The organism is Klebsiella sp. D5A (genome assembly GCF_001620885.1).
Lineage (GTDB): Bacteria > Pseudomonadota > Gammaproteobacteria > Enterobacterales > Enterobacteriaceae > Klebsiella > Klebsiella variicola.
Genome location: NZ_KV407481.1, coordinates 1 through 21,148, shown reverse-complemented (window position 1 = coordinate 21,148; position 21,148 = coordinate 1). Strand labels below are relative to the sequence as shown.

20 protein-coding genes, 1 tRNA gene and 2 rRNA genes are annotated in these 21,148 nt (G+C 55.3%); 13 read left to right on the top strand and 10 right to left on the bottom strand.

The window, feature by feature from the left end:
• Position 1: 1 nt before the first annotated feature.
• The 6 genes from AS136_RS00105 to AS136_RS26060 all read right to left on the bottom strand — a co-directional run bounded on the left by AS136_RS00105 (position 2) and on the right by AS136_RS26060 (position 5,702).
• Positions 2 to 583 (bottom strand): Maf family protein, encoded by a 582-nt coding sequence (locus tag AS136_RS00105; RefSeq protein WP_023323328.1) that lies wholly within the window; start codon positions 581 to 583, stop codon positions 2 to 4.
• A gap of 7 nt (positions 584 to 590) precedes the next feature.
• Entirely contained in the window at positions 591 to 1,079 is a 489-nt protein-coding gene (gene mreD / locus AS136_RS00100; protein ID WP_008806689.1) for a rod shape-determining protein MreD, read from the bottom strand.
• Positions 1,079 to 2,071 (bottom strand): rod shape-determining protein MreC, encoded by a 993-nt coding sequence (gene mreC, locus AS136_RS00095; protein WP_008806690.1) that lies wholly within the window; start codon positions 2,069 to 2,071, stop codon positions 1,079 to 1,081. Before mreC ends, mreD begins: the two co-directional genes overlap by 1 nt.
• A gap of 70 nt (positions 2,072 to 2,141) precedes the next feature.
• A complete protein-coding gene (mreB, locus tag AS136_RS00090) occupies positions 2,142 to 3,185 on the bottom strand; it encodes a rod shape-determining protein MreB (RefSeq protein WP_002918653.1) in 1,044 nt (347 codons plus the stop codon).
• Between the two features lie 305 nt (positions 3,186 to 3,490).
• Positions 3,491 to 5,431: an RNase E specificity factor CsrD gene (gene csrD, locus AS136_RS00085; protein WP_008806692.1), complete on the bottom strand. Its 1,941-nt coding sequence runs from the start codon at positions 5,429 to 5,431 to the stop codon at positions 3,491 to 3,493.
• 79 nt (positions 5,432 to 5,510) lie between these two features.
• Positions 5,511 to 5,702 carry a hypothetical protein gene (locus AS136_RS26060; protein WP_032691257.1) on the bottom strand — a complete coding sequence of 64 codons (192 nt, stop codon included), beginning with the start codon at positions 5,700 to 5,702 and terminating at the stop codon, positions 5,511 to 5,513.
• A 228-nt stretch (positions 5,703 to 5,930) separates the two neighbouring features.
• Here AS136_RS26060 and msrP point away from each other — a divergent pair, with 228 nt between their 5' ends.
• From msrP to fis, 10 genes are all read left to right on the top strand, one after another.
• A complete protein-coding gene (gene msrP, locus AS136_RS00080) occupies positions 5,931 to 6,932 on the top strand; it encodes a protein-methionine-sulfoxide reductase catalytic subunit MsrP (RefSeq protein WP_012540448.1) in 1,002 nt (333 codons plus the stop codon).
• Entirely contained in the window at positions 6,932 to 7,531 is a 600-nt protein-coding gene (gene msrQ, locus AS136_RS00075) for a protein-methionine-sulfoxide reductase heme-binding subunit MsrQ (RefSeq protein WP_023323329.1), read from the top strand. The genes msrP and msrQ overlap by 1 nt, the downstream gene beginning before the upstream one ends.
• Positions 7,532 to 7,763: 232 nt before the next feature.
• A complete protein-coding gene (aroQ, locus tag AS136_RS00070) occupies positions 7,764 to 8,216 on the top strand; it encodes a type II 3-dehydroquinate dehydratase (protein ID WP_012540446.1) in 453 nt (150 codons plus the stop codon).
• Positions 8,217 to 8,238: 22 nt separating this feature from the next.
• Positions 8,239 to 8,706, top strand: a complete 468-nt coding sequence (gene accB, locus AS136_RS00065; RefSeq protein ID WP_008806696.1) for an acetyl-CoA carboxylase biotin carboxyl carrier protein — start codon at positions 8,239 to 8,241, stop codon at positions 8,704 to 8,706.
• A gap of 10 nt (positions 8,707 to 8,716) precedes the next feature.
• Positions 8,717 to 10,066, top strand: a complete 1,350-nt coding sequence (gene accC / locus AS136_RS00060) for an acetyl-CoA carboxylase biotin carboxylase subunit (RefSeq protein ID WP_008806697.1) — start codon at positions 8,717 to 8,719, stop codon at positions 10,064 to 10,066.
• A gap of 110 nt (positions 10,067 to 10,176) precedes the next feature.
• Entirely contained in the window at positions 10,177 to 10,419 is a 243-nt protein-coding gene (locus AS136_RS00055; protein ID WP_012540445.1) for a YhdT family protein, read from the top strand.
• Positions 10,409 to 11,860, top strand: coding sequence for a sodium/pantothenate symporter (panF, locus tag AS136_RS00050; protein ID WP_012540444.1), 1,452 nt, complete (start codon positions 10,409 to 10,411; stop codon positions 11,858 to 11,860). The genes AS136_RS00055 and panF overlap by 11 nt, the downstream gene beginning before the upstream one ends.
• A gap of 11 nt (positions 11,861 to 11,871) precedes the next feature.
• Positions 11,872 to 12,753: a 50S ribosomal protein L11 methyltransferase gene (gene prmA / locus AS136_RS00045; RefSeq protein ID WP_008806699.1), complete on the top strand. Its 882-nt coding sequence runs from the start codon at positions 11,872 to 11,874 to the stop codon at positions 12,751 to 12,753.
• A gap of 357 nt (positions 12,754 to 13,110) precedes the next feature.
• A complete protein-coding gene (gene dusB, locus AS136_RS00040) occupies positions 13,111 to 14,076 on the top strand; it encodes a tRNA dihydrouridine synthase DusB (protein ID WP_008806700.1) in 966 nt (321 codons plus the stop codon).
• Positions 14,077 to 14,100: 24 nt separating this feature from the next.
• A complete protein-coding gene (gene fis / locus AS136_RS00035) occupies positions 14,101 to 14,397 on the top strand; it encodes a DNA-binding transcriptional regulator Fis (RefSeq protein WP_000462905.1) in 297 nt (98 codons plus the stop codon).
• A gap of 84 nt (positions 14,398 to 14,481) precedes the next feature.
• Here the strand turns inward: fis and envR are convergent, their stop codons facing one another.
• Positions 14,482 to 15,135: an acrEF/envCD operon transcriptional regulator gene (gene envR / locus AS136_RS00030; RefSeq protein WP_023298283.1), complete on the bottom strand. Its 654-nt coding sequence runs from the start codon at positions 15,133 to 15,135 to the stop codon at positions 14,482 to 14,484.
• 378 nt (positions 15,136 to 15,513) lie between these two features.
• Between envR and AS136_RS00025 the strand changes: the two genes are divergently transcribed.
• From AS136_RS00025 to AS136_RS26050, 3 genes are all read left to right on the top strand, one after another.
• Entirely contained in the window at positions 15,514 to 16,653 is a 1,140-nt protein-coding gene (locus AS136_RS00025; RefSeq protein ID WP_008806702.1) for an efflux RND transporter periplasmic adaptor subunit, read from the top strand.
• 12 nt (positions 16,654 to 16,665) lie between these two features.
• Positions 16,666 to 19,776 (top strand): efflux RND transporter permease subunit, encoded by a 3,111-nt coding sequence (locus AS136_RS00020; RefSeq protein ID WP_063266630.1) that lies wholly within the window; start codon positions 16,666 to 16,668, stop codon positions 19,774 to 19,776.
• Positions 19,777 to 20,052: 276 nt separating this feature from the next.
• Complete coding sequence (locus AS136_RS26050; protein ID WP_015369447.1) at positions 20,053 to 20,274, top strand: hypothetical protein; 222 nt, start codon at positions 20,053 to 20,055, stop codon at positions 20,272 to 20,274.
• Positions 20,275 to 20,705: 431 nt separating this feature from the next.
• Here the strand turns inward: AS136_RS26050 and rrf (AS136_RS00015) are convergent.
• The 3 genes from rrf (AS136_RS00015) to rrf (AS136_RS00005) all read right to left on the bottom strand — a co-directional run bounded on the left by rrf (AS136_RS00015) (position 20,706) and on the right by rrf (AS136_RS00005) (position 21,065).
• A 5S ribosomal RNA gene (gene rrf / locus AS136_RS00015) occupies positions 20,706 to 20,821 on the bottom strand.
• Positions 20,822 to 20,859: 38 nt separating this feature from the next.
• Positions 20,860 to 20,935: transfer RNA gene (locus tag AS136_RS00010), tRNA-Thr, on the bottom strand.
• 14 nt (positions 20,936 to 20,949) lie between these two features.
• Positions 20,950 to 21,065, bottom strand: a 5S ribosomal RNA gene (gene rrf, locus AS136_RS00005).
• Positions 21,066 to 21,148 lie beyond the last annotated feature (83 nt).

Sequence of the window (21,148 nt, the reverse complement as noted above, 5' to 3'; positions counted from 1 at the left end):
TTTATCCCTTTTCTTTACGCAGTGAGTTAAAGTTACTGAGCAACTCATACGTTTCCACCAGCGGTAAGCCGACTACGGCGTGATAGCTGCCATTAATCTTCCTGACGAAGCAACCACCCAACCCTTGAATACCGTATGCACCTGCTTTATCTAAAGGCTCGCCGCTGGCCACATATTCGGCGATATCCTGCTCGCTAAGCAGCCGGAAGGTCACGTCCGTGACCACCAGACAGTCCAGCGTCTGCTGCGTATCTGCCAGCGCCACCGCCGTCATGACCTGATGCGTTTGGCCGGAAAGCAGACGCAGCATTGCTGCAGCGTGTTCAGCGTCGCGCGGTTTCTCCAGCACTTCGCCGTTAAGAATGACAATCGTATCCGCCCCCAGCACCGGCAAATCGCGCGATGCCATCGCCACCCCGGCCTGCGCTTTTTCGCGCGCCAGGCGGACAACATAGTGCTCGGAGCTCTCCTGCGGCTGGCGCTGTTCCTCAATACCGGGAACCAGACGCTCGAAAGTGAGACCAAGCTGAGTCAGCAGTTCCTGCCGACGCGGGGAACCTGAAGCAAGATACAGAGTTGTCATATCAACCTTATTGCACTGCAAATTGCTGACGCACTTTGCGCATCAGCAGGAAGAGCCATGGCCAGAGGACACCGTTTACTACACTACTCCAGAATACTTCCGGACGGAAAGAGACGTTGATCACTAAAAACTCTGCCCAGAAAACAATGATATCCACGGCCAGGGATAACAGCATGACCACCAGCGCTTGTTGCCACAGCGCCAGGTTACGGAACAGCTGATATTTCAGCGCGACCAGATAGGCGATAATGCTTAAGGACAGGGCGCGAACGCCCAGCGTCGAGCCGCTAATGAGATCAAGAATAGCCCCCATCACGAAGCCCGTCCCCACGTTCACCCGGTGCGGCAGGGCGAGGATCCAGTACAGCAGGATCAATAATACCCAGTTGGGCCGGAAAACGCTGATGTCCGCCGGCCAGGGCATAATTTGCAGCAATAGCGCGATAAGAAACGAGAGCCAGATAACCCAGCGTCCCTGGCTACGATAACTTGCCACTATTGCCCCCCTGCAGGCAGAGACGGCTGCGATGGCGTCAGCCCGGTGGCTGGCGCCGGCATCTGCGGCCCCATGGCATCCGGCGCAGGCAGCACCTGCGGCATCATCTGCATCAGGCGCTCGTTAGCCACGCGATGGACCTCTTCCGGGGTCATCGGGTTGGCGCCATTGCGATCGGCGCCCCACAGCAGCAGCAGATAGCGCAAGCGCTGCAGCCCGGCCGTCGGACGCGCCTGAATCACGGTGTAGGCGCGCTGAGTGTCCAGCTTCACCGAGGAGACCACCCCGACCGGATACCCTTCCGGGAAGCGGCCACCGAGACCAGAGGTCACCAGCACATCGCCGACGCGAATATCGGTATTCGCCGGCAGATGCTCAAGCTGGAGATCGTCAGTACAGCCGTTACCGGCGGCAATCACGCGAATGTCGTTACGCAGGACCTGGATCGGCAGCGCATGGGTGGCATCGCAGATCAGCAGCACCCGGCTGGTCATTTTCGCCACGGCCACGACCTGCCCCACTACGCCTTTATCGCTGATAACCGGCTGGCCTTCGTAAACACCGTTCACGCTGCCCTTATCAATAACCACCTGATCGCTGTAGGGGTCGTTGACCGTTGAGATGACCTGCGTCACCATTTTTTGTTCGTCCTGGCGCAGCGGCGAGCCAAGCAGTTCACGCAGACGCGCGTTCTCTTGCTTGTACTGGCCCAGCATCAGCAGATCGCTGTTTTTCAGCAACAGTTCCTGACGCAGCGCGCGGTTTTCCAGTTCGAGCTGATCGCGGGTCGCCAGCGTTTGCGATACGCTGTCGAGGAGTTCCCGGGGACCATTAGAGACAAAGTAGAAAGGGCTGACGGCTGTATCCATGTACGTTCTGATTTGACTGAACGTACCCAGGCGGCTGTCGGCGATAATGACGCCAAGCGCCACCAGCACCGCCAGAATAAGGCGAATCTGTAGCGAGGGGCCACGGCTAAAAATTGGCTTCATAGGCTATGCGTATTCTCGTGTCAGTAAAGACCAGGGGCAGCCGCTAAGCCACCCCAGACCTTCAGGCTGACTACTCTTCGCTAAACAGGTCGCCGCCGTGCATGTCGATCATTTCCAGCGCCTTGCCGCCGCCACGCGCTACGCAGGTCAGCGGATCTTCAGCAACCACGACTGGAATACCGGTTTCTTCCATTAACAGACGGTCCAGGTTGCGCAGCAGCGCACCACCGCCGGTAAGAACCATCCCGCGCTCGGAGATATCAGAAGCCAGTTCCGGCGGGCACTGTTCCAGAGCAACCATGACCGCACTCACGATGCCGGTCAGCGGCTCCTGCAGCGCTTCAAGAATTTCGTTGGAATTCAGGGTAAAGCCGCGTGGTACGCCTTCCGCCAGGTTACGGCCGCGAACTTCGATTTCACGCACTTCATCGCCCGGGTAAGCCGAACCGATTTCGTGTTTGATACGCTCAGCGGTCGCTTCACCGATCAGGGAGCCGTAGTTACGACGCACGTAATTAATCACGGCTTCGTCGAAACGGTCGCCGCCGATACGCACGGAAGAAGAGTAGACCACGCCGTTCAGGGAAATAACCGCGACTTCGGTAGTACCGCCGCCGATATCGACAACCATAGAACCGGTCGCTTCAGAAACCGGTAAGCCTGCGCCAATCGCTGCCGCCATCGGCTCTTCGATCAGGAAGACTTCACGAGCGCCAGCGCCCTGCGCGGATTCACGGATCGCACGACGCTCAACCTGGGTGGCGCCAACCGGTACGCACACCAGCACGCGCGGGCTCGGGCGCATAAAGCTGTTGCTGTGCACTTGTTTGATAAAGTGCTGCAGCATCTTTTCCGTCACGAAGAAGTCAGCGATGACGCCGTCCTTCATCGGGCGAATCGCCGCGATATTACCCGGGGTACGGCCGAGCATCTGCTTCGCTTCATGACCTACGGCGGCGACGCTTTTCGGCGATCCGGCACGATCCTGACGAATGGCCACCACGGAAGGCTCATTCAATACGATGCCTTGTCCTTTTACGTAAATAAGGGTATTCGCGGTACCCAGGTCAATGGACAGGTCATTGGAAAACATGCCACGAAATTTTTTTAACATACTAAGGGATAATCCTGAAAGCTGGGGCGGAAAACAAAATCCGCTTACTTTACCAACCACACGCAGCAGCGACAAGGCGCAAAAATCACCTGCTGCGGTGAAAATTAGTGCAGTTCATTTCCTTTGTTACAAATTTTTCCGACTCCGTTCATTGCTGAAATCTTCAGCAGCGCTCCACGCCTGAATTTGTAACCTGTCAAAGGAGGGTCACTGGCATTTACATTGCGATGATCCGGCGAGTAGACAAGCACACCCCCTTCACGATGGCGCGCGTTATTCTACGTGAAATCACGCTAAACGGCAGATCAAACCGAGTATCTTTGCGAATATTTTTTCACATTTGTGTCAAGTGGCTGTGAGGCCGCAAAAAATTCCCCCTGACCGCCTGTGACACCGCATTGGGACAGCACTAACCACTCGCTGCGGCTGCGTACGCCCGTCGCAAAAACTTGCATAGGCATGCCTTTGCAGGCTTCCACCAGACTTTGCACCAGCAGCTGGTTCTCACTGCGCTTTTCAATGTTGCGCGCCAGCCCAGGATGCAGTTTGATCAACTCCGCATCCAGCTGCTTGATCCAGCTGGTTCCCACCAGGGTTAGTCCCGCCTGAACGACCGCCACCCGAACGCCCAGGGCGTTAACCAACCGCATAACCGGCTGCAGACGGCCGATATATTGACAAACATCTGCCTCCGCAAGTTCAAAAATAATCCGCTGACGCTGCGATTTTTCACACTGCATTAAGGCATCGCGCAGCCAGCGCTGAAAACGGGGACGGATCAGCGACTCCACCGACAGCTGTAACGCCAGGTTTTCTTCAGGCCAGAAGCCTAAAAATGGCAGCAGGCGCGTCACCTGCAGGCGGTCATACTCCTCCGCCAGACCAAACTGCAGCACCATCGGCATGTACTCGGCGGCGATCACCTCTTCTTTACCGTCGTACATCCGCGACATCAGTTCACGGTGATGCACCCGGCCATCGCGGGTAACGGCAGGTTTTTGGTACAACCGCGGTCCCCCGCGGCTCAGCATCTGTTCGATCAGCGTCCGCCAGCGAACGTTGCCGCGACCTTTCTCAGGAAGGGTGTCATCGTAAACCGACCAACTATTGCTACCCTGCAGCACCGCGTTGCGCGTTGCCGCTTCCGCGTGCTCCATCACCTGCGCTGTCGATTGCCCGCTGCGGAAAGCACAGATCCCGATATGCATCATATCGTCGCGATCGAGAATGCGCGTCGGCGGCAGTGCGTCCATGGCCTTCAGCAACAGCCCGGCGATACTATCCGCCTCTTTTAACGTGCGGTGCGGCAGCAGCACGGCGAAGTCGCTACGGTGATAGCGCGCCAGTAGCGCGCCGGGATAACGCATAATAAAGGTAGAGAGCAGGTTGATAAGCGTGAAGTAATGCTCTTCGGCGGCCGCCCGTCCCCAGTTGTCCCGTAGCAGATCGAACTCCGGCAGACGGATCATCATGACGATGCCGTAGGCGCCCACTTTCTCCTGGTCTTCCAGCAGCGTGGCCAGCTGATTATCAAAGAACAGGCGGTTATTCAGGCCCGTTTTAGAATCCTGTGCCGCATAGGAGCGAATCAGCGTATCCATACGGCTGCGCTGATCGCTGGCGAATTGCAGCTCCGACAGCAGCATATCCAGCGCGCTGCTGGTGCTGGCTGGCCATTCATAGACCGATCCGCGCACCTGCGGCCCGCGCTCGCCGCTCAGGATGCGCGTGGAACGCAGCTCAAGCAGCTCCTGACCAGCCAGCTGGCGGCGGATCCAGCGGACGGCGAAGAAAATAATCACCACCATAAAGCCGATGGAGATCGACAGCGGGGCCGTGATCGACAGCGAGCGGAAATAGTTCACCATTGGGTCAACGTAGACCAGATGCAGAGTGATACCGGGGTGTTTAAGCGACGGGACCGTGATCTCACGGAATTGCTCATGGCTGCCAAGCGGGCGGTAGCTGTCGGTTCGGGAGTGGCTGTAGAGTGGTTTGCCGTTAAGCATGAAATCGATATGCACGATCTCGATCGGCGTCATCAGCTCATCCAGCTGCGGCTCAAGCTGATCAAAAGAGGTGGTGATGAGCCGGTTATCCAGCATGGTCGCCACCGCCTGAACCCGGTTTTCGACCTTGTTCTCAATGCCGTTATAAAAACTCAGCGAAGCGCCAATCAGCGTGACAAAGATGGTCAGGCTAGTTAGCAGCGTGATAAAGGCTGAGAACTTCGTCGTTAATCGCATCCCTGTGTTAACTCCGCGAGTGAATGACTGCCCGATGAACCATCAGGCTCCCGTGCTGGCGCGCGCCTTGCCGCTAGCATTAACCTTTTAAAGCGCGACGCATACTATCAAAGATGGCGAGTCTGGCAATGGAATGCGTATTATCGGCGAAAGTATGCCGATAGCGAGTATAGTCGGCAGAAAAAATTTGCCAATCATTGCCCGCCTGCGGCCTGCGCCAGAAGCGCTTTAATTTTAGACGCAGGATGGCAAACCCGCGCCAGCGACGCAAATTATTACCGGTTTACCGTCTGGCCAGCTTACCGCCCTCTTTTCCCTGCTAAAGATGCCGGGTCATGCGCGGTAAAGGAAACGTCTTGCGCCACTTTCCGATGATTCCTGGACGACCGCGCCTCTGCTTCGGCGGCGGCTCCTCATCCTAATCTGCAATTTTTCGTGACATATTCGCGATAAATCGTCGTCTCCGTCATGCTTAGGGAAACGCATGACGGAGGACACCATGAAAAGAAAAAAACTGACGGAAGCCGACGTCACGGCCGAATCCGTTTTTATGCTCAAGCGGCGCCAGGTGCTGAAAATGCTGGGTATCAGCGCGACGGCGCTTTCGCTTCCCGCCGCCGCGCAGGCCGATCTGCTGGACTGGTTTAAAGGAAATGACCGCCCGCCGGCCCCGGCGGGCAAGGCCCTGGACTTTGCTAAACCCGCCGAGTGGCAGGCTAATCTGACGCTCACCCCGGAAGATAAGGTCGCCGGTTACAATAACTTTTATGAATTCGGCCTCGATAAAGCCGACCCGGCGGCGAACGCAGGTAGCCTGCGCACCGATCCCTGGACACTGACCATCGGCGGTGAAGTGGCGAAGCCGCTGACCCTTGACCATGACGATCTGACCAAACGCTTTCCGCTGGAGGAGCGCATTTACCGTATGCGCTGCGTGGAAGCCTGGTCGATGGTCGTTCCCTGGGTCGGTTTCCCGCTGCATAAACTGTTGGCGCTGGTGGAACCCACCAGCAACGCGCGCTATGTCGCCTTCAAAACCCTTTACGCCCCGGATCAAATGCCCGGGCAGAAAGATCGTTTTATCGGCGGGGGACTTGCTTATCCTTACGTGGAAGGGTTGCGGCTTGACGAAGCCATGCACCCCTTGACGCTGCTTACCGTCGGCGTGTATGGCAAAGCGCTGCCGCCGCAGAACGGCGCGCCGATCCGCCTGACCGTGCCGTGGAAGTACGGTTTTAAAGGCATTAAATCCATCGTCAGCATTGAGCTGACGCGCGAGCAGCCGCCGACCACCTGGAATCTGGCGGCGCCGGACGAATACGGCTTCTTTGCCAACGTTAATCCCCATGTCGATCATCCCCGCTGGTCGCAGGCCAGCGAGCGGTTCATCGGCTCAGGCGGTGTGCTCGATGTGAAACGTCAGCCGACGTTGCTGTTTAACGGCTATGCCGACGAGGTGGCCTCACTGTATCGCGGTATGAACTTGCGGGAGAACTTCTAGTGCGTTTCACCGTCAAACAGATCGCGTGGTTGAAAGTCTTCCTCCACCTGGCGGGGTTTTTACCGCTGGTCTGGTTGTTCTGGGCCGGGTATCAGGGCTACTTTAGCGCCGATCCGGCCAAGGATATCCAGCACTTTACCGGCAGGATGGCGCTTAAATTTCTGCTGGCGACTCTGCTGGTCGCCCCGCTGGCGCGCTATGCGAAGCAGCCATTATTGATTCGCATTCGCCGCCTGTTAGGTTTATGGTGTTTTGCCTGGGCGACGCTGCACCTGACCAGCTACACCTTGCTGGAGCTGGGCATTAACAATCTGGCGCTGCTGGGCTCGGAGATTATCAATCGCCCCTATCTGACGTTAGGCATGATCTGCTGGGTGATCCTGCTGGCGCTGGCGGCGACTTCGACGCAGGCGATGCAGCGAAAACTGGGCCGTCGTTGGCAACTTTTGCACAATTTCGTCTATCTGGTGGCGATCCTCGCGCCGATTCACTACCTGTGGTCAGTGAAGATCGTCTCGCCGCAGCCCATCATTTATGCCCTGCTGGCGGTGGTGCTTTTGGCATGCCGTTATAAGAAGTTCCGCCAGTGGTGGCGCTGAATCCGGTAATGTGCAGTTTCCCGCAGATCTTTTATCAACCGCGACTCTTTTTACGATAGCGGTTGATAATCTTCCCTGATAAGACCAGTATTTAGCTGCCAATTGCTACGAAATCGTTATAATGTGCGACTTTGGTTTTCCTGACGGGGTTTTCTGACCCTGAAAAGGTGACAAGGGCGCATTGAAGGTATATGTTGTTTTTTACCCGAAGATGGCAGGAGATCGCCACACGATGGCTGACAAGTTTCACATTTTGCTTTTGAATGGTCCAAACATTAACATGCTCGGTACCCGCGAGCCTGATAAGTATGGCACCCTCTCGCTGGCTGAAATTGTTAACCGTTTGACATCTGAGGCGGCGGCGCTGAATGTGAGCCTGGATCACCTGCAGTCCAACGCGGAGTATGCGTTAATCGACCGAATTCATCAGGCTAAAGACAACGTGGACTATATCCTGATTAATCCGGCCGCGTTCGCGCATACCAGCGTAGCAATCCGTGACGCGTTGCTTGCCGTGAACATCCCGTTTATCGAGATTCACTTGAGCAACGTGCATGCACGCGAACCCTTCCGCCAGCACTCATACCTGTCAGATGTCGCCGCTGGCGTCATTTGCGGACTGGGGGCGGACGGCTATTCATACGCTTTACAGACGGCGGTAAAACGCCTGTCACAATCACACTAAACAAAGAGTACGGAACCCACTCATGGATATTCGTAAGATTAAAAAACTGATCGAGCTGGTTGAAGAATCAGGTATCTCCGAACTGGAAATTTCTGAAGGCGAAGAGTCTGTTCGCATCAGCCGCTCTGCACCGGTCGCAAGCTATCCGGTTATGCAGCAGGCTTATGCTGCGCCGATGATGCAGCCTCAGGCGCCTGCCGCCGCGGCTGCCGCACCAGCTGCTGCAGCTGAAGCGCCGGCAAAAGCGGAAATCAGTGGTCACATCGTACGTTCCCCGATGGTTGGTACTTTCTATCGTACGCCAAGCCCGGACGCGAAAGCGTTTGTGGAAGTTGGCCAGAAAGTTAACGTGGGCGACACCCTGTGCATCGTCGAAGCGATGAAAATGATGAACCAGATCGAAGCCGACAAAGCCGGCGTGGTGAAAGCCATTCTGATCGAAAGCGGCCAACCGGTAGAATTCGACGAGCCGCTGGTAGTTATCGAGTAACGAGGCGAACATGCTGGATAAAATTGTCATCGCTAACCGTGGCGAGATCGCATTGCGCATCCTGCGTGCCTGTAAAGAACTGGGCATCAAGACCGTCGCTGTGCACTCCACCGCGGATCGCGATCTAAAACACGTATTGTTAGCGGATGAGACGGTCTGTATTGGCCCGGCTCCGTCCGTAAAAAGCTATCTCAACATCCCGGCTATCATCAGTGCGGCGGAAATCACCGGCGCGATAGCGATTCACCCGGGTTATGGTTTCCTCTCCGAGAACGCCAACTTTGCCGAGCAGGTTGAGCGCTCCGGCTTTATCTTCATCGGTCCGAAAGCCGACACTATCCGCCTGATGGGCGACAAAGTGTCCGCAATCACCGCGATGAAGAAAGCCGGCGTCCCGACCGTTCCAGGTTCTGACGGCCCGCTGACCGACGATATGGACGCTAACCGCGCCCATGCCAAACGCATTGGTTATCCGGTGATCATCAAGGCCTCCGGCGGCGGCGGCGGTCGCGGTATGCGCGTTGTGCGTAGCGACGCCGAACTGGCGCAGTCTATCTCCATGACCAAAGCGGAAGCGAAAGCGGCTTTCAATAACGACATGGTCTACATGGAGAAATACCTGGAAAATCCTCGCCACATCGAGATCCAGGTACTGGCGGACGGTCAGGGTAACGCTATCTATCTGGCAGAGCGTGACTGCTCCATGCAGCGTCGCCACCAGAAAGTGGTCGAGGAAGCGCCGGCGCCGGGCATCACCCCGGAACTGCGTCGCTACATCGGCGAACGTTGCGCGAAAGCCTGTGTGGATATCGGCTACCGCGGAGCGGGCACCTTCGAGTTCTTGTTCGAAAACGGCGAGTTCTACTTCATTGAAATGAACACCCGTATTCAGGTAGAACACCCGGTTACCGAAATGATCACCGGCGTTGACCTGATCAAAGAGCAGCTGCGTATTGCAGCTGGCCAGCCGCTGTCCATCAAGCAGGATGAAGTGGTCGTCAGAGGCCATGCGGTGGAATGCCGTATCAACGCCGAAGACCCGAACACCTTCCTGCCGAGCCCGGGTAAAATTACCCGCTTCCACGCGCCGGGCGGTTTTGGCGTGCGCTGGGAGTCTCATATTTACGCCGGTTACACCGTACCGCCGTACTATGACTCCATGATCGGTAAACTGATCTGCTACGGCGAAAGCCGTGACGTGGCGATTGCCCGCATGAAGAATGCGCTGCAGGAGCTGATCATCGATGGCATCAAAACCAACGTCGATCTGCAGATGCGCATTATGAGCGACGAGAACTTCCAGCATGGTGGCACTAACATCCACTATCTGGAGAAAAAGCTCGGACTGCAGGAAAAATAATCCTGTATTTGCTGCAAAAGGCCGGTTAATCCGGCCTTTTTTCTTTTTCTCTCCCCTCGACTTTTCCATGCGGTACAATCCCCGCTTTCTTCATCCTCAAGGGACAAAAAATGGACAAACGCTTTGTTCAGGCCCATAAAGAAGCGCGCTGGGCGCTGTGGCTGACCCTTCTCTATCTTGCCGCCTGGCTGGCGGCGGCTTATCTGCCGGGCGTCAGTATCGGTTTTACCGGCCTGCCGCACTGGTTTGAAATGGCCTGCCTGCTGGTGCCGCTGCTGTTTATACTGCTGTGCTGGGCGATGGTGCGCTTTATCTTCCGTGATATCTCTCTGGAGGATAACGATGCAGCTTGAGATTATCGTGGTGCTGATCGCTTATCTGTTTGTGGTCTTCGGACTGTCGATTTACGCGATGCGTAAACGCAGCACCGGGAACTTCCTTAGCGAGTATTTCCTCGGCAGTCGATCGATGGGGGGGTTTGTATTAGCCATGACCCTCACCGCCACCTATATTAGCGCCAGCTCGTTTATAGGCGGCCCCGGCGCCGCCTATAAATATGGGCTGGGTTGGGTACTGCTGGCGATGATCCAGGTACCGACGATCTGGCTCTCTCTCGGGATCCTCGGCAAGAAGTTCGCGATCCTGGCGCGACGCTACAATGCTATTACCCTTAACGATATGCTGCAGGCGCGCTACCAAAGCCGCGCGGTGGTATGGATTGCCAGCGTCAGCCTGCTGGTGGCCTTTGTCGGGGCCATCGCGGTGCAGTTTATTGGCGGCGCGCGCCTGCTGGAAACCGCTGCCGGGATCAAGTACGAAACCGGTCTGCTGATCTTTGGGATCACCATCGCGCTGTATACCGCTTTCGGCGGCTTCCGCGCCAGCGTACTCAACGATACGATGCAGGGAATGGTGATGTTGATCGGGACGATCGTCCTGCTGGTTGGTGTCGTCCATGCTGCCGGCGGCCTGCATCAGGCGGTGGACACACTGCAGCGGATCGACCCACAGCTGGTGTCGCCGCACGGTGCGGATGATATCCTGTCCCCCACCTTTATGACCTCGTTCTGGGTGCTGGTTTGCTTCGGCGTTATCGGCCTGCCGCATACCGCCGTACGCTGTATCTCCTATAAAGACAGCAAAGCCGTGCACCGCGGGATTGTCATTGGCACGATCGTCGTGGCGATTCTGATGTTCGGCATGCATCTCGCCGGCGCCCTTGGCCGCGCCGTCCTGCCGGGCCTCACCGTGCCCGATCTGGTGATCCCCACGTTGATGGTCCAGGTGCTGCCGCCGTGGGCTGCAGGACTGTTCTTAGCCGCGCCGATGGCCGCGATTATGTCGAACGTGAACGCCCATTTACTGCAGGCATCGGCTACGATCATTAAAGATCTGTGGCTCAGCGCGCAGCCAACAAAAAAACGCAATGAGCAGAAGCTCAAGCGGATCTCAACGATCGCCACCTTAGTGCTGGGTATATTAATGATGCTGGCCGCCTGGCGGCCGCCGGAAATGATTATCTGGCTCAATCTGCTGGCCTTCGGCGGCCTGGAAGCGGTGTTTTTATGGCCGTTGGTGCTGGGCCTTTACTGGGAGCGAGCAAACGCTGCCGGGGCGCTCAGCGCGATGTTGGTGGGCGGCGTGCTGTATGCCGTGCTCGCGACGTTTCATATTCAGTTCCTGGGCTTCCATCCTATCGTGCCCTCGCTACTGCTAAGTTTGTTGGCTTTTGTCGTCGGGAACCGTTTCGGCCAACCCGTCCCGCCAGCCCCTGTGATGACTACTGATAAATAAAGAGTTTTGCTATGCCATGGATCCAACTGAAACTAAATACTACCGGCGCGAACGCAGAAGATCTTAGCGATGCGCTGATGGAGGCCGGATCGGTCTCCATCACCTTCCAGGATACGCACGATACGCCGGTATTTGAGCCGTTGCCCGGGGAAACCCGGCTGTGGGGCGATACCGACGTGATCGGCCTGTTCGATGCCGAAACCGATATGAAAGCGGTCGTTGCCCAACTGGAGCAGCATCCGCTGCTCGGCGCCGGCTTTGCGCATAAAATTGAACAGCTGGAAGATAAAGACTGGGAGCGCGAGTGGATGGATAACTTCCACCCGATGCGTTTCGGTGAGCGCCTGTGGATTTGTCCGAGCTGGCGCGATGTCCCCGATGAGAACGCGGTCAACGTGATGCTTGATCCGGGACTGGCTTTTGGTACCGGCACTCATCCCACTACCGCCATGTGTCTGCAGTGGCTCGACGGTCTCGACCTGCAGGGCAAAACCGTTATCGATTTTGGCTGCGGTTCCGGCATCCTGGCGATCGCCGCCCTGAAACTGGGTGCCGCTAAAGCGATCGGGATTGATATCGACCCACAGGCCATCCAGGCCAGCCGTGATAACGCCCAGCGTAACGGCGTCTCCGAGCGTCTTGAACTGTATCTGCCGCAGGATCAGCCAGAAGCCATGAAAGCCGATGTCGTGGTCGCAAACATCCTCGCGGGCCCGTTACGTGAGCTGGCCCCATTAATCAGCGTCCTGCCGGTTACAGGCGGCCTGCTGGGCCTTTCCGGCATTCTGGCAAGCCAGGCGGAAAGCGTCTGCGAAGCCTACGCCCCGCTCTTCACCCTCGACCCGGTGGTGGAGAAAGAGGAGTGGTGCCGGATCACCGGCCGGAAAAACTAAGCACAATGCGGCCTGCGGGCCGCATTTTTGTTTCCAGTAGCCACCAAATAATGCCTGGAAATGAGAGGCAGATCGCACTACAGAGTACTTTTTTGGCTACAAAAACAGCGTTTTATGCCGTCAGGCAGCGAGTTTATCTAAGAAAAATCGAGAAGTTTTACGATTTTATAAATGGACACAAATTACCCATCATCAATTAAAGTAATGATTAATATAAGTATTTATTCATCGCTTTTACGCTAGTCCCGGATTCATTGATCTGCAACAGAGGATTGCTCAAAGTTTGGCCTTTCATCTCGTGCAAAAAATGCGTAATATACGCCGCCTTGCAGTCACAGTATGGTCATTTCTTAACTCATGCGCATCGGACACCACCAGCTCAGAAATCGCCTGATCGCAGCGCCCATGGCTGGCATTACTGACAGACCATTCCGGACGCTGTGCTATGAGATGGGAGCGGGTTTAACCGTTTCCGAGATGATGTCCTCTAATCCACAGGTGTGGGAGAGCGACAAGTCCCGTTTACGGATGGTGCATATTGATGAGCCCGGTATTCGTACCGTGCAAATCGCCGGTAGCGTACCGGAAGAGATGGCTGCAGCCGCGCGGATTAACGTGGAAAGTGGCGCCCAGATTATAGATATCAATATGGGATGCCCGGCGAAAAAGGTGAATCGCAAGCTTGCAGGTTCAGCCCTCTTGCAGTACCCCGAGCAGGTGAAGTCAATCCTGACGGCGGTCGTCAACGCGGTGGACGTTCCTGTGACTCTCAAGATTCGCACCGGTTGGGAACCGGAACACCGTAACTGCGTAGAGATTGCCCAACTGGCCGAAGAGTGTGGCATTCAGGCTCTGACTATTCACGGACGCACCCGCGCCTGCTTGTTTAACGGAGACGCTGAGTACGACAGTATTCGGGCAGTTAAGCAGAAAGTTTCCATTCCGATTATCGCGAATGGTGACATTACTGACCCGCTTAAAGCCAGAGCTGTGCTCGACTATACAGGGGCTGATGCCCTGATGATAGGCCGTGCAGCTCAGGGAAGACCCTGGATCTTTCGGGAAATCCAGCATTATCTGGACACTGGAGAGCTGCTGCCCCCGCTGCCACTGGCAGAGGTTAAGCGCTTGCTTTGTGCGCACGTTCGGGAATTGCATGACTTTTACGGTCAGGCAAAAGGGTACCGAATCGCGCGTAAACACGTCTCCTGGTATCTTCAGGAACATGCTCCAGATGACCAGTTTCGGCGCACATTCAACGCCATTGAGGATGCCAGCGAACAGCTGGAGGCGTTGGAGGCATACTTCGAAAATTTTGCGTAATAGAAATAAAGAGCTGACAGAACTATGTTCGAACAACGCGTAAATTCTGACGTACTGACCGTTTCTACCGTTAACTCTCAGGATCAGGTAACTCAAAAACCCCTGCGTGACTCGGTTAAACAGGCACTGAAGAACTATTTTGCTCAACTGAACGGTCAGGATGTGAATGACCTGTATGAGCTGGTACTGGCTGAAGTTGAACAGCCCCTGTTGGACATGGTGATGCAATACACCCGTGGTAACCAGACCCGCGCAGCCCTGATGATGGGCATCAACCGCGGTACACTGCGTAAAAAACTGAAAAAATACGGCATGAACTGATACTAGTCAGTTGCTTGCTTGATATAAAAGGCGCTCTTCGGCATGGGGAAGCGCCTTTTTTATTATCTGCGCCGACAGAACACATTACTGATTCACTACCCGCAGTACAGGCTCCTGCGATAAACGAGCAACACAGACCACCGCCATAATATTATCCACCAGCGCAGGTGCCTGCTGATACAGATCGAAGCGTTGCGGTTCAAGCAGCCAGTTTTTAATCAAGCCGGAAAAGGCGCTATGTAAAACAATTAATATCACGTCGATATTTGTTTCGGCTGGCAATATATTGTTACGCACACAGCGCTGCAGAATGCCGCCAATAACGGAATAGTTAAATCCAATGCGTTGGCGAATTTCGCTCTCCGATAACATATCGCTGGCAAACTCACAGCGTTGATAAAGGATTTGCATCAGGGCACGCTGGCGAGGATTCTCAGCAATATAGCGCAGGCCGGCAATAAATCGCTGGCGCAAATCTTTTAAGGGCTCCTGCTCATTCCTTGTCGCCAGGTTTTGCTGAATCAAATCCCTGAGCGGTGGCTGCTGCTGCCACATCTCATTAAACAACTCGGTCTTACTGGCAAAATGCCAGTATACGGCACCGCGAGTCACCCCCGCCGCATCAGCGATATCCGTCAGGGTCGTATTGGTCACCCCCCGCAGGGCGAACTGCTGGATCGCGGACTCAATCAGGAGCTGCCGCGTGCGCAGCGCCTCCTCTTTGGTTTTTCTCGCCATATAAGATCTCAGTTCCCGATTAACAGGCAATATAGATTTTTCTGAAGATCCCTTAATCTAACATTCGGTGCACAATATTATTTAGCAAAAATGCAGACAAGCTAATTCTGATGTAGAAAACCAACGAATCACCTTAATGAATATTAATAGCCAACTCATTCATTAAAACAATGTCTGTTTATTATGTTTTACAATTAAGATAAATAGTAAAAACAGATCGGCCATTTTTTTGTTTTTGCGTGCCTTGCTGATTGCTTAAAAATAAGTAACTCTTACATCCAATGGCGTTTATTTGTAGGATGGCAAACTGCTTTTTGATTCCCTCTTTCTTTCACAGATTCGCCGCCGAATTTGGCACGTAATCTATAAGGAACCGCAATGACAACTCACGCCAGAGTGACACTTTTATCCGGTTTAATTATCTCTGCCTTGTTGCTTACCGGCTGCGATAATTCGGGCAACCCGCAACCCCATGCACAGGCGCCGCAGGTGACGGTCCATGTCGTGAACAGTGCGCCGTTGTCGGTCACCACCGAACTGCCAGGCCGCACCTCTGCTTTTCGCGTGGCGGAAGTCCGCCCCCAGGTGAGCGGTATCATCCTGAAGCGTAACTTTGTTGAAGGAAGTGATGTCGAAGCAGGTCAGTCGCTCTATCAGATCGATCCGGCAACCTATCAGGCCGCCTGGAACAGCGCGAAAGGCGATGAGGCCAAGGCCGAAGCCGCAGCCGCCATCGCCCATTTGACGGTGAAACGCTACGTTCCACTGCTGGGTACCAAATATATCAGCCAGCAGGAATACGATCAGGCGGTGGCCACTGCACGCCAGGCCGACGCCGACGTCATCGCCACCAAAGCCGCCGTAGACACCGCCCGTATCAACCTGGCCTACACCAAAGTGACCTCCCCCATAAGCGGGCGCATCGGCAAATCGAGCGTCACCGAGGGCGCGCTGGTCACCAACGGTCAGTCGGATGCCCTGGCCACCGTCCAGCAGCTCGACCCCATCTATGTCGACGTGACGGAGTCCAGCAATGACTTTATGCGCCTTAAGCAGGAAAGCCTGCAGCGCGGCGGTGATACAAAAAGCGTTGAGCTGGTGATGGAGAACGGCCAGGCCTATCCGCTTAAAGGGTCGCTGCAGTTCTCTGACGTCACTGTCGATGAAAGCACGGGCTCTATCACGCTACGCGCTATCTTCCCTAACCCGCAGCATGCCCTGCTGCCGGGGATGTTCGTCCGTGCTCGCATAGACGAAGGTGTCGATCCGCAGGCCATCCTGGTGCCGCAGCAGGGAGTGACCCGCACGCCGCGGGGCGATGCCTCCGTGATGTTGGTGAATGACAAAAACCAGGTTGAAACCCGGGAAGTGGTCGCGACTCAGGCCGTTGGCGATAAATGGCTCATCACCAGCGGACTGAAGCCGGGCGATAAAGTGATTGTCAGCGGCTTACAGAAAGTCCGTCCAGGCGTCACCGTCAAAGCGGAAGCGGAGCGTGCGGCACCGGCCGCACAATAAGGATACTCAGCCATGTCTAAGTTTTTTATCCATCGACCGGTCTTCGCCTGGGTGCTGGCCATCATTATGATGATTGCCGGCGGCCTGGCCATCCTGCAGCTACCGATAGCGCAGTATCCGACGATTGCGCCCCCTGCGGTGGCGATCTCCGCCACCTACCCGGGTGCGGATGCCCAAACCGTGCAGGATACGGTCACTCAGGTTATCGAACAGAATATGAACGGTATCGACAACCTGATGTATATGTCGTCGACCAGCGACTCCGCTGGCTCGGTAACCATTACGCTCACCTTTAAGTCCGGCACCGATCCGGATATCGCCCAGGTGCAGGTGCAAAACAAACTGCAGTTGGCTACGCCGCTGCTGCCTCAGGAAGTACAACAGCAAGGGATTAGCGTCGAAAAATCCAGCAGCAGCTTCCTGCTGGTTGCCGGCTTTATCTCTGATAACCCGGCCACCACCCAGGACGATATCTCTGACTATGTCGCCTCCAACGTGAAAGACCCTATCAGCCGCCTCAACGGCGTGGGCGATGTGCAGCTGTTCGGCGCGCAGTACGCCATGCGCGTCTGGCTGGACGGCAATTTGCTGAATAAATACAACCTCACGCCGGTCGACGTCATCAATGCGCTGCAGGTCCAGAACGATCAGATCGCCGCCGGCCAGCTCGGCGGTACGCCAGCGCTGAAAGGCCAGCAGCTGAACGCGTCGATCATCGCTCAGACCCGGCTTAAAGATCCGCAGGAGTTTGGCAAGGTTACACTCCGGGTCAATGCCGATGGTTCGGTCGTCCATCTGAAAGACGTCGCCCGCATTGAGCTGGGGGGAGAAAACTACAACGTCGTCGCGAGAATTAACGGTAAACCCGCCTCTGGTCTGGGTATTAAGCTTGCGACCGGCGCCAACGCGCTGGATACTGCCACCGCGATTAAAGCGAAGCTGGCCGAGCTACAGCCCTACTTCCCTCAGGGGATGAAGGTTGTCTATCCGTACGATACGACCCCTTTCGTCAAAATCTCCATCCACGAAGTGGTTAAAACGCTCTTTGAGGCAATTATCCTCGTCTTTCTTGTCATGTATCTGTTTCTGCAGAACATGCGCGCAACGCTCATTCCGACGATTGCCGTTCCTGTCGTGCTGTTGGGTACCTTTGCGGTACTGTCGATGTTTGGCTACTCCATCAACACCCTGACGATGTTTGGCATGGTGCTGGCGATAGGCCTGTTGGTCGATGACGCCATCGTGGTGGTGGAAAACGTCGAACGTGTAATGGTTGAGGAGAAGCTCTCGCCAAAAGAAGCGACAGAAAAGTCGATGTCGCAGATCCAGGGGGCGCTGGTGGGTATCGCCATGGTGCTCTCTGCGGTATTCGTCCCGATGGCCTTTTTCGGCGGCTCGACTGGCGCGATTTATCGTCAGTTTTCGATCACTATCGTCTCCGCCATGGCGCTCTCCGTGCTGGTTGCGCTGGTACTGACGCCGGCGCTCTGCGCCACGTTGTTGAAGCCAGCCTCAGCCGAACACCATGAGAAAAAAGGATTTTTCGGCTGGTTTAACGCCCGCTTTGACCAGAGCGTCAATCACTATACCAACAGCGTTAGCGGCATTCTGCGTGGAACAGGCCGTTATCTGGTGATCTACCTGGTGATAGTCGTGGGGATGGCCGTGTTGTTCATGCGTTTGCCCACGTCCTTTCTGCCCGACGAGGATCAAGGCGTCTTCCTGACCATGATCCAGCTGCCTTCCGGCGCGACCCAGGAGCGCACGCAGAAGGTGCTGGATACCGTAACCGACTACTATCTGCATAACGAGAAGGCCAATGTTGAAAGCGTCTTTACCGTTAACGGCTTCAGCTTCAGCGGCCAGGGGCAAAACTCCGGCATGGCGTTTGTCAGCCTGAAACCCTGGGAAGCGCGTAGCGGTGATGAAAACAACGTGGAGTCGATTATTAAACGGGCCACCGTGGCCTTCAGCCAGATAAAAGACGCCATGGTTTTCCCGTTCAACATGCCGGCAATTATTGAGCTGGGTACCGCCACCGGCTTCGACTTTGAGCTGATCGACCAGGGTGGGCTTGGCCATACCGCCCTGACCCAGGCGCGAAACCAACTGCTCGGCATGGTGAAACAGCATCCGGATCAGCTGGTCCGGGTACGGCCCAATGGGCTGGAATATACGCCGCAGTTCAAACTGGATGTCGATCAGGAAAAAGCGCAGGCGCTGGGCGTATCCCTCTCCGATATCAATGAAACGATATCCGCGGCGCTAGGGGGGTACTACGTCAATGACTTTATCGACCGCGGCCGCGTGAAAAAAGTGTACGTCCAGGCTGATGCCCATTTCCGTATGCTGCCGAGCGACATTAACAACATGTACGTTCGTAGCGCCAACGGCGAAATGGTTCCGTTCTCCGCCTTTGTCACTTCACGCTGGATCTATGGCTCGCCGCGTCTGGAGCGCTACAACGGCTTGCCGTCCATGGAGATCCTCGGTGAAGCCTCGCCAGGCAAAAGTACCGGGGAAGCTATGGCGCTGATGGAACAACTGGCCAGTAAACTGCCGAGCGGCATCGGTTACGACTGGACCGGGATGTCTTACCAGGAACGGCTCTCCGGCAACCAGGCGCCTGCACTCTATGCCATCTCATTGATTGTCGTCTTCCTGTGCCTGGCGGCGCTCTATGAGAGCTGGTCGATTCCGTTCTCAGTGATGCTGGTTGTGCCATTAGGGGTTATCGGCGCATTATTAGCAGCTTCGCTTAGAGGGTTGAATAATGACGTTTATTTCCAAGTTGGCCTGTTAACGACTATTGGTTTATCTGCGAAGAACGCTATTCTTATTGTCGAGTTCGCTAAAGATCTTATGGATAAAGAAGGGAAAGGCATTATTGAGGCGACCCTGGAAGCATCTCGTATGCGTCTACGCCCTATATTAATGACTTCACTAGCCTTTATTCTAGGGGTCATGCCGCTGGTGATTAGCCATGGTGCCGGTAGCGGGGCTCAGAATGCAGTGGGCACCGGCGTGATGGGCGGGATGCTTACCGCGACACTGCTGGCGATCTTCTTTGTTCCGGTGTTCTTCGTGGTCGTTAGGCGTCGCTTTACCCGCCACGTAGAATAATCGACTACCATTATCAAGGCGCCAACCGGCGCCTTTTTTATTTCTATCAGAACAACAAGTTAGTAGAAATATTAATTCCCATCCCCACCTGACGCATTGAAAATATCCCTTTCTACATATTTTCTTCATTATTTCTCATTTCTCTTCACGATATTTACTCTGCTCATAATTTGAGATTATTTCCCCTTCCGGGCCTGGGTCATTGCGGTGGTAAAATAAGCTATTCCGTTATGTGTTGACATCGTTGACTGCAAACGGTTATTTAGAGGTAATACCATGAAAAAATTAATATTAGTGACATTGTTAGCAACGTTGCTTGCTGGCTGTGCCCATGATTCCCCGTGCGTGCCGGTCTATGACTCGCAGGGCCGACTGGTGCATACCAATACCTGTGTAAAAGGCACAACTCAGGATAACTGGGAAACCGCTGGTGCGATCGCCGGTGGGGCCGCAGCGGTTGCCGGTCTCACGTTAGGAATCGTGGCGCTTACGCGTTAGTGATACCTCTCCACAAACGCTACAGCCGGGATGCGTTCCCTTTGGCTTAGCCGCCAGAAAGACAAAAGGCCCAGTCTCACGACTGGGCCTTTCATTTATATTGATATGGTCATTTTCCCGGGGGCGGCGCGATGCGCCTTTCCCGGGCTACGGGTCTGTAGCCCCGGTAAGCGCAGCGCCACCGGGGGAGCTGGCGGCGCGTCTGGCCGCAAAAAACAAAAAAGCCCGGTCTTCCGCTGAGCCTTTCGTTTTATTTGATGCCTGGGAATGATGGCGGGCGTCCTGCCCGCTACCCTCCGGCCGTTGCTGCGCAACGTTCAAATCCGCTCCCGGCGGATTTGTCCTGCTCCGGAGAGCGCTCATCGGCAAACAACAGATATAACAAAAACAAAAGGCCCAGTCTTTCGACTGGGCCTTTTGTTTTATTTGATGCCTGGCGATTCCCTACTCTCACATGGGGAGACCCCACACTACCATCGGCGCTACGACGTTTCACTTCTGAGTTCGGCATGGGGTCAGGTGGGACCGCCGCGCTATTGTCGCCAGGCAAATTCTTTACAACGTGCCGAACTTTAACCTAAAAAGTGGTGCTGATACCCAGAGTCGAACTGGGGACCTCACCCTTACCAAGGGTGCGCTCTACCAACTGAGCCATATCAGCACGCTAAATTTGATGCCTGGCAGTTCCCTACTCTCACATGGGGAGACCCCACACTACCATCGGCGCTACGGCGTTTCACTTCTGAGTTCGGCATGGGGTCAGGTGGGACCACCGCGCTATCGCCGCCAGGCAAATTCTGTTTTCAACACGTCTCACGGACGCATCGAGTAATCTGTATCAGAGCTGAAAATCTTCTCTCAAATCGCCAAAACA

What these genes read in the sequence shown, in the direction of transcription:
- panF (WP_012540444.1), top strand. Translation starts at nt 10,409, where the DNA reads ATGCAGCTTGAGATTATCGTGGTGCTGATCGCTTATCTGTTTGTGGTC.
- csrD (WP_008806692.1), bottom strand. Translation starts at nt 5,431, where the DNA reads ATGCGATTAACGACGAAGTTCTCAGCCTTTATCACGCTGCTAACTAGC.
- prmA (WP_008806699.1), top strand. Translation starts at nt 11,872, where the DNA reads ATGCCATGGATCCAACTGAAACTAAATACTACCGGCGCGAACGCAGAA.
- accB (WP_008806696.1), top strand. Translation starts at nt 8,239, where the DNA reads ATGGATATTCGTAAGATTAAAAAACTGATCGAGCTGGTTGAAGAATCA.
- AS136_RS00055 (WP_012540445.1), top strand. Translation starts at nt 10,177, where the DNA reads ATGGACAAACGCTTTGTTCAGGCCCATAAAGAAGCGCGCTGGGCGCTG.
- aroQ (WP_012540446.1), top strand. Translation starts at nt 7,764, where the DNA reads ATGGCTGACAAGTTTCACATTTTGCTTTTGAATGGTCCAAACATTAAC.
- fis (WP_000462905.1), top strand. Translation starts at nt 14,101, where the DNA reads ATGTTCGAACAACGCGTAAATTCTGACGTACTGACCGTTTCTACCGTT.
- mreB (WP_002918653.1), bottom strand. Translation starts at nt 3,185, where the DNA reads ATGTTAAAAAAATTTCGTGGCATGTTTTCCAATGACCTGTCCATTGAC.
- dusB (WP_008806700.1), top strand. Translation starts at nt 13,111, where the DNA reads ATGCGCATCGGACACCACCAGCTCAGAAATCGCCTGATCGCAGCGCCC.
- mreC (WP_008806690.1), bottom strand. Translation starts at nt 2,071, where the DNA reads ATGAAGCCAATTTTTAGCCGTGGCCCCTCGCTACAGATTCGCCTTATT.
- AS136_RS00025 (WP_008806702.1), top strand. Translation starts at nt 15,514, where the DNA reads ATGACAACTCACGCCAGAGTGACACTTTTATCCGGTTTAATTATCTCT.
- AS136_RS26050 (WP_015369447.1), top strand. Translation starts at nt 20,053, where the DNA reads ATGAAAAAATTAATATTAGTGACATTGTTAGCAACGTTGCTTGCTGGC.
- accC (WP_008806697.1), top strand. Translation starts at nt 8,717, where the DNA reads ATGCTGGATAAAATTGTCATCGCTAACCGTGGCGAGATCGCATTGCGC.
- envR (WP_023298283.1), bottom strand. Translation starts at nt 15,135, where the DNA reads ATGGCGAGAAAAACCAAAGAGGAGGCGCTGCGCACGCGGCAGCTCCTG.
- AS136_RS00105 (WP_023323328.1), bottom strand. Translation starts at nt 583, where the DNA reads ATGACAACTCTGTATCTTGCTTCAGGTTCCCCGCGTCGGCAGGAACTG.
- msrP (WP_012540448.1), top strand. Translation starts at nt 5,931, where the DNA reads ATGAAAAGAAAAAAACTGACGGAAGCCGACGTCACGGCCGAATCCGTT.
- AS136_RS00020 (WP_063266630.1), top strand. Translation starts at nt 16,666, where the DNA reads ATGTCTAAGTTTTTTATCCATCGACCGGTCTTCGCCTGGGTGCTGGCC.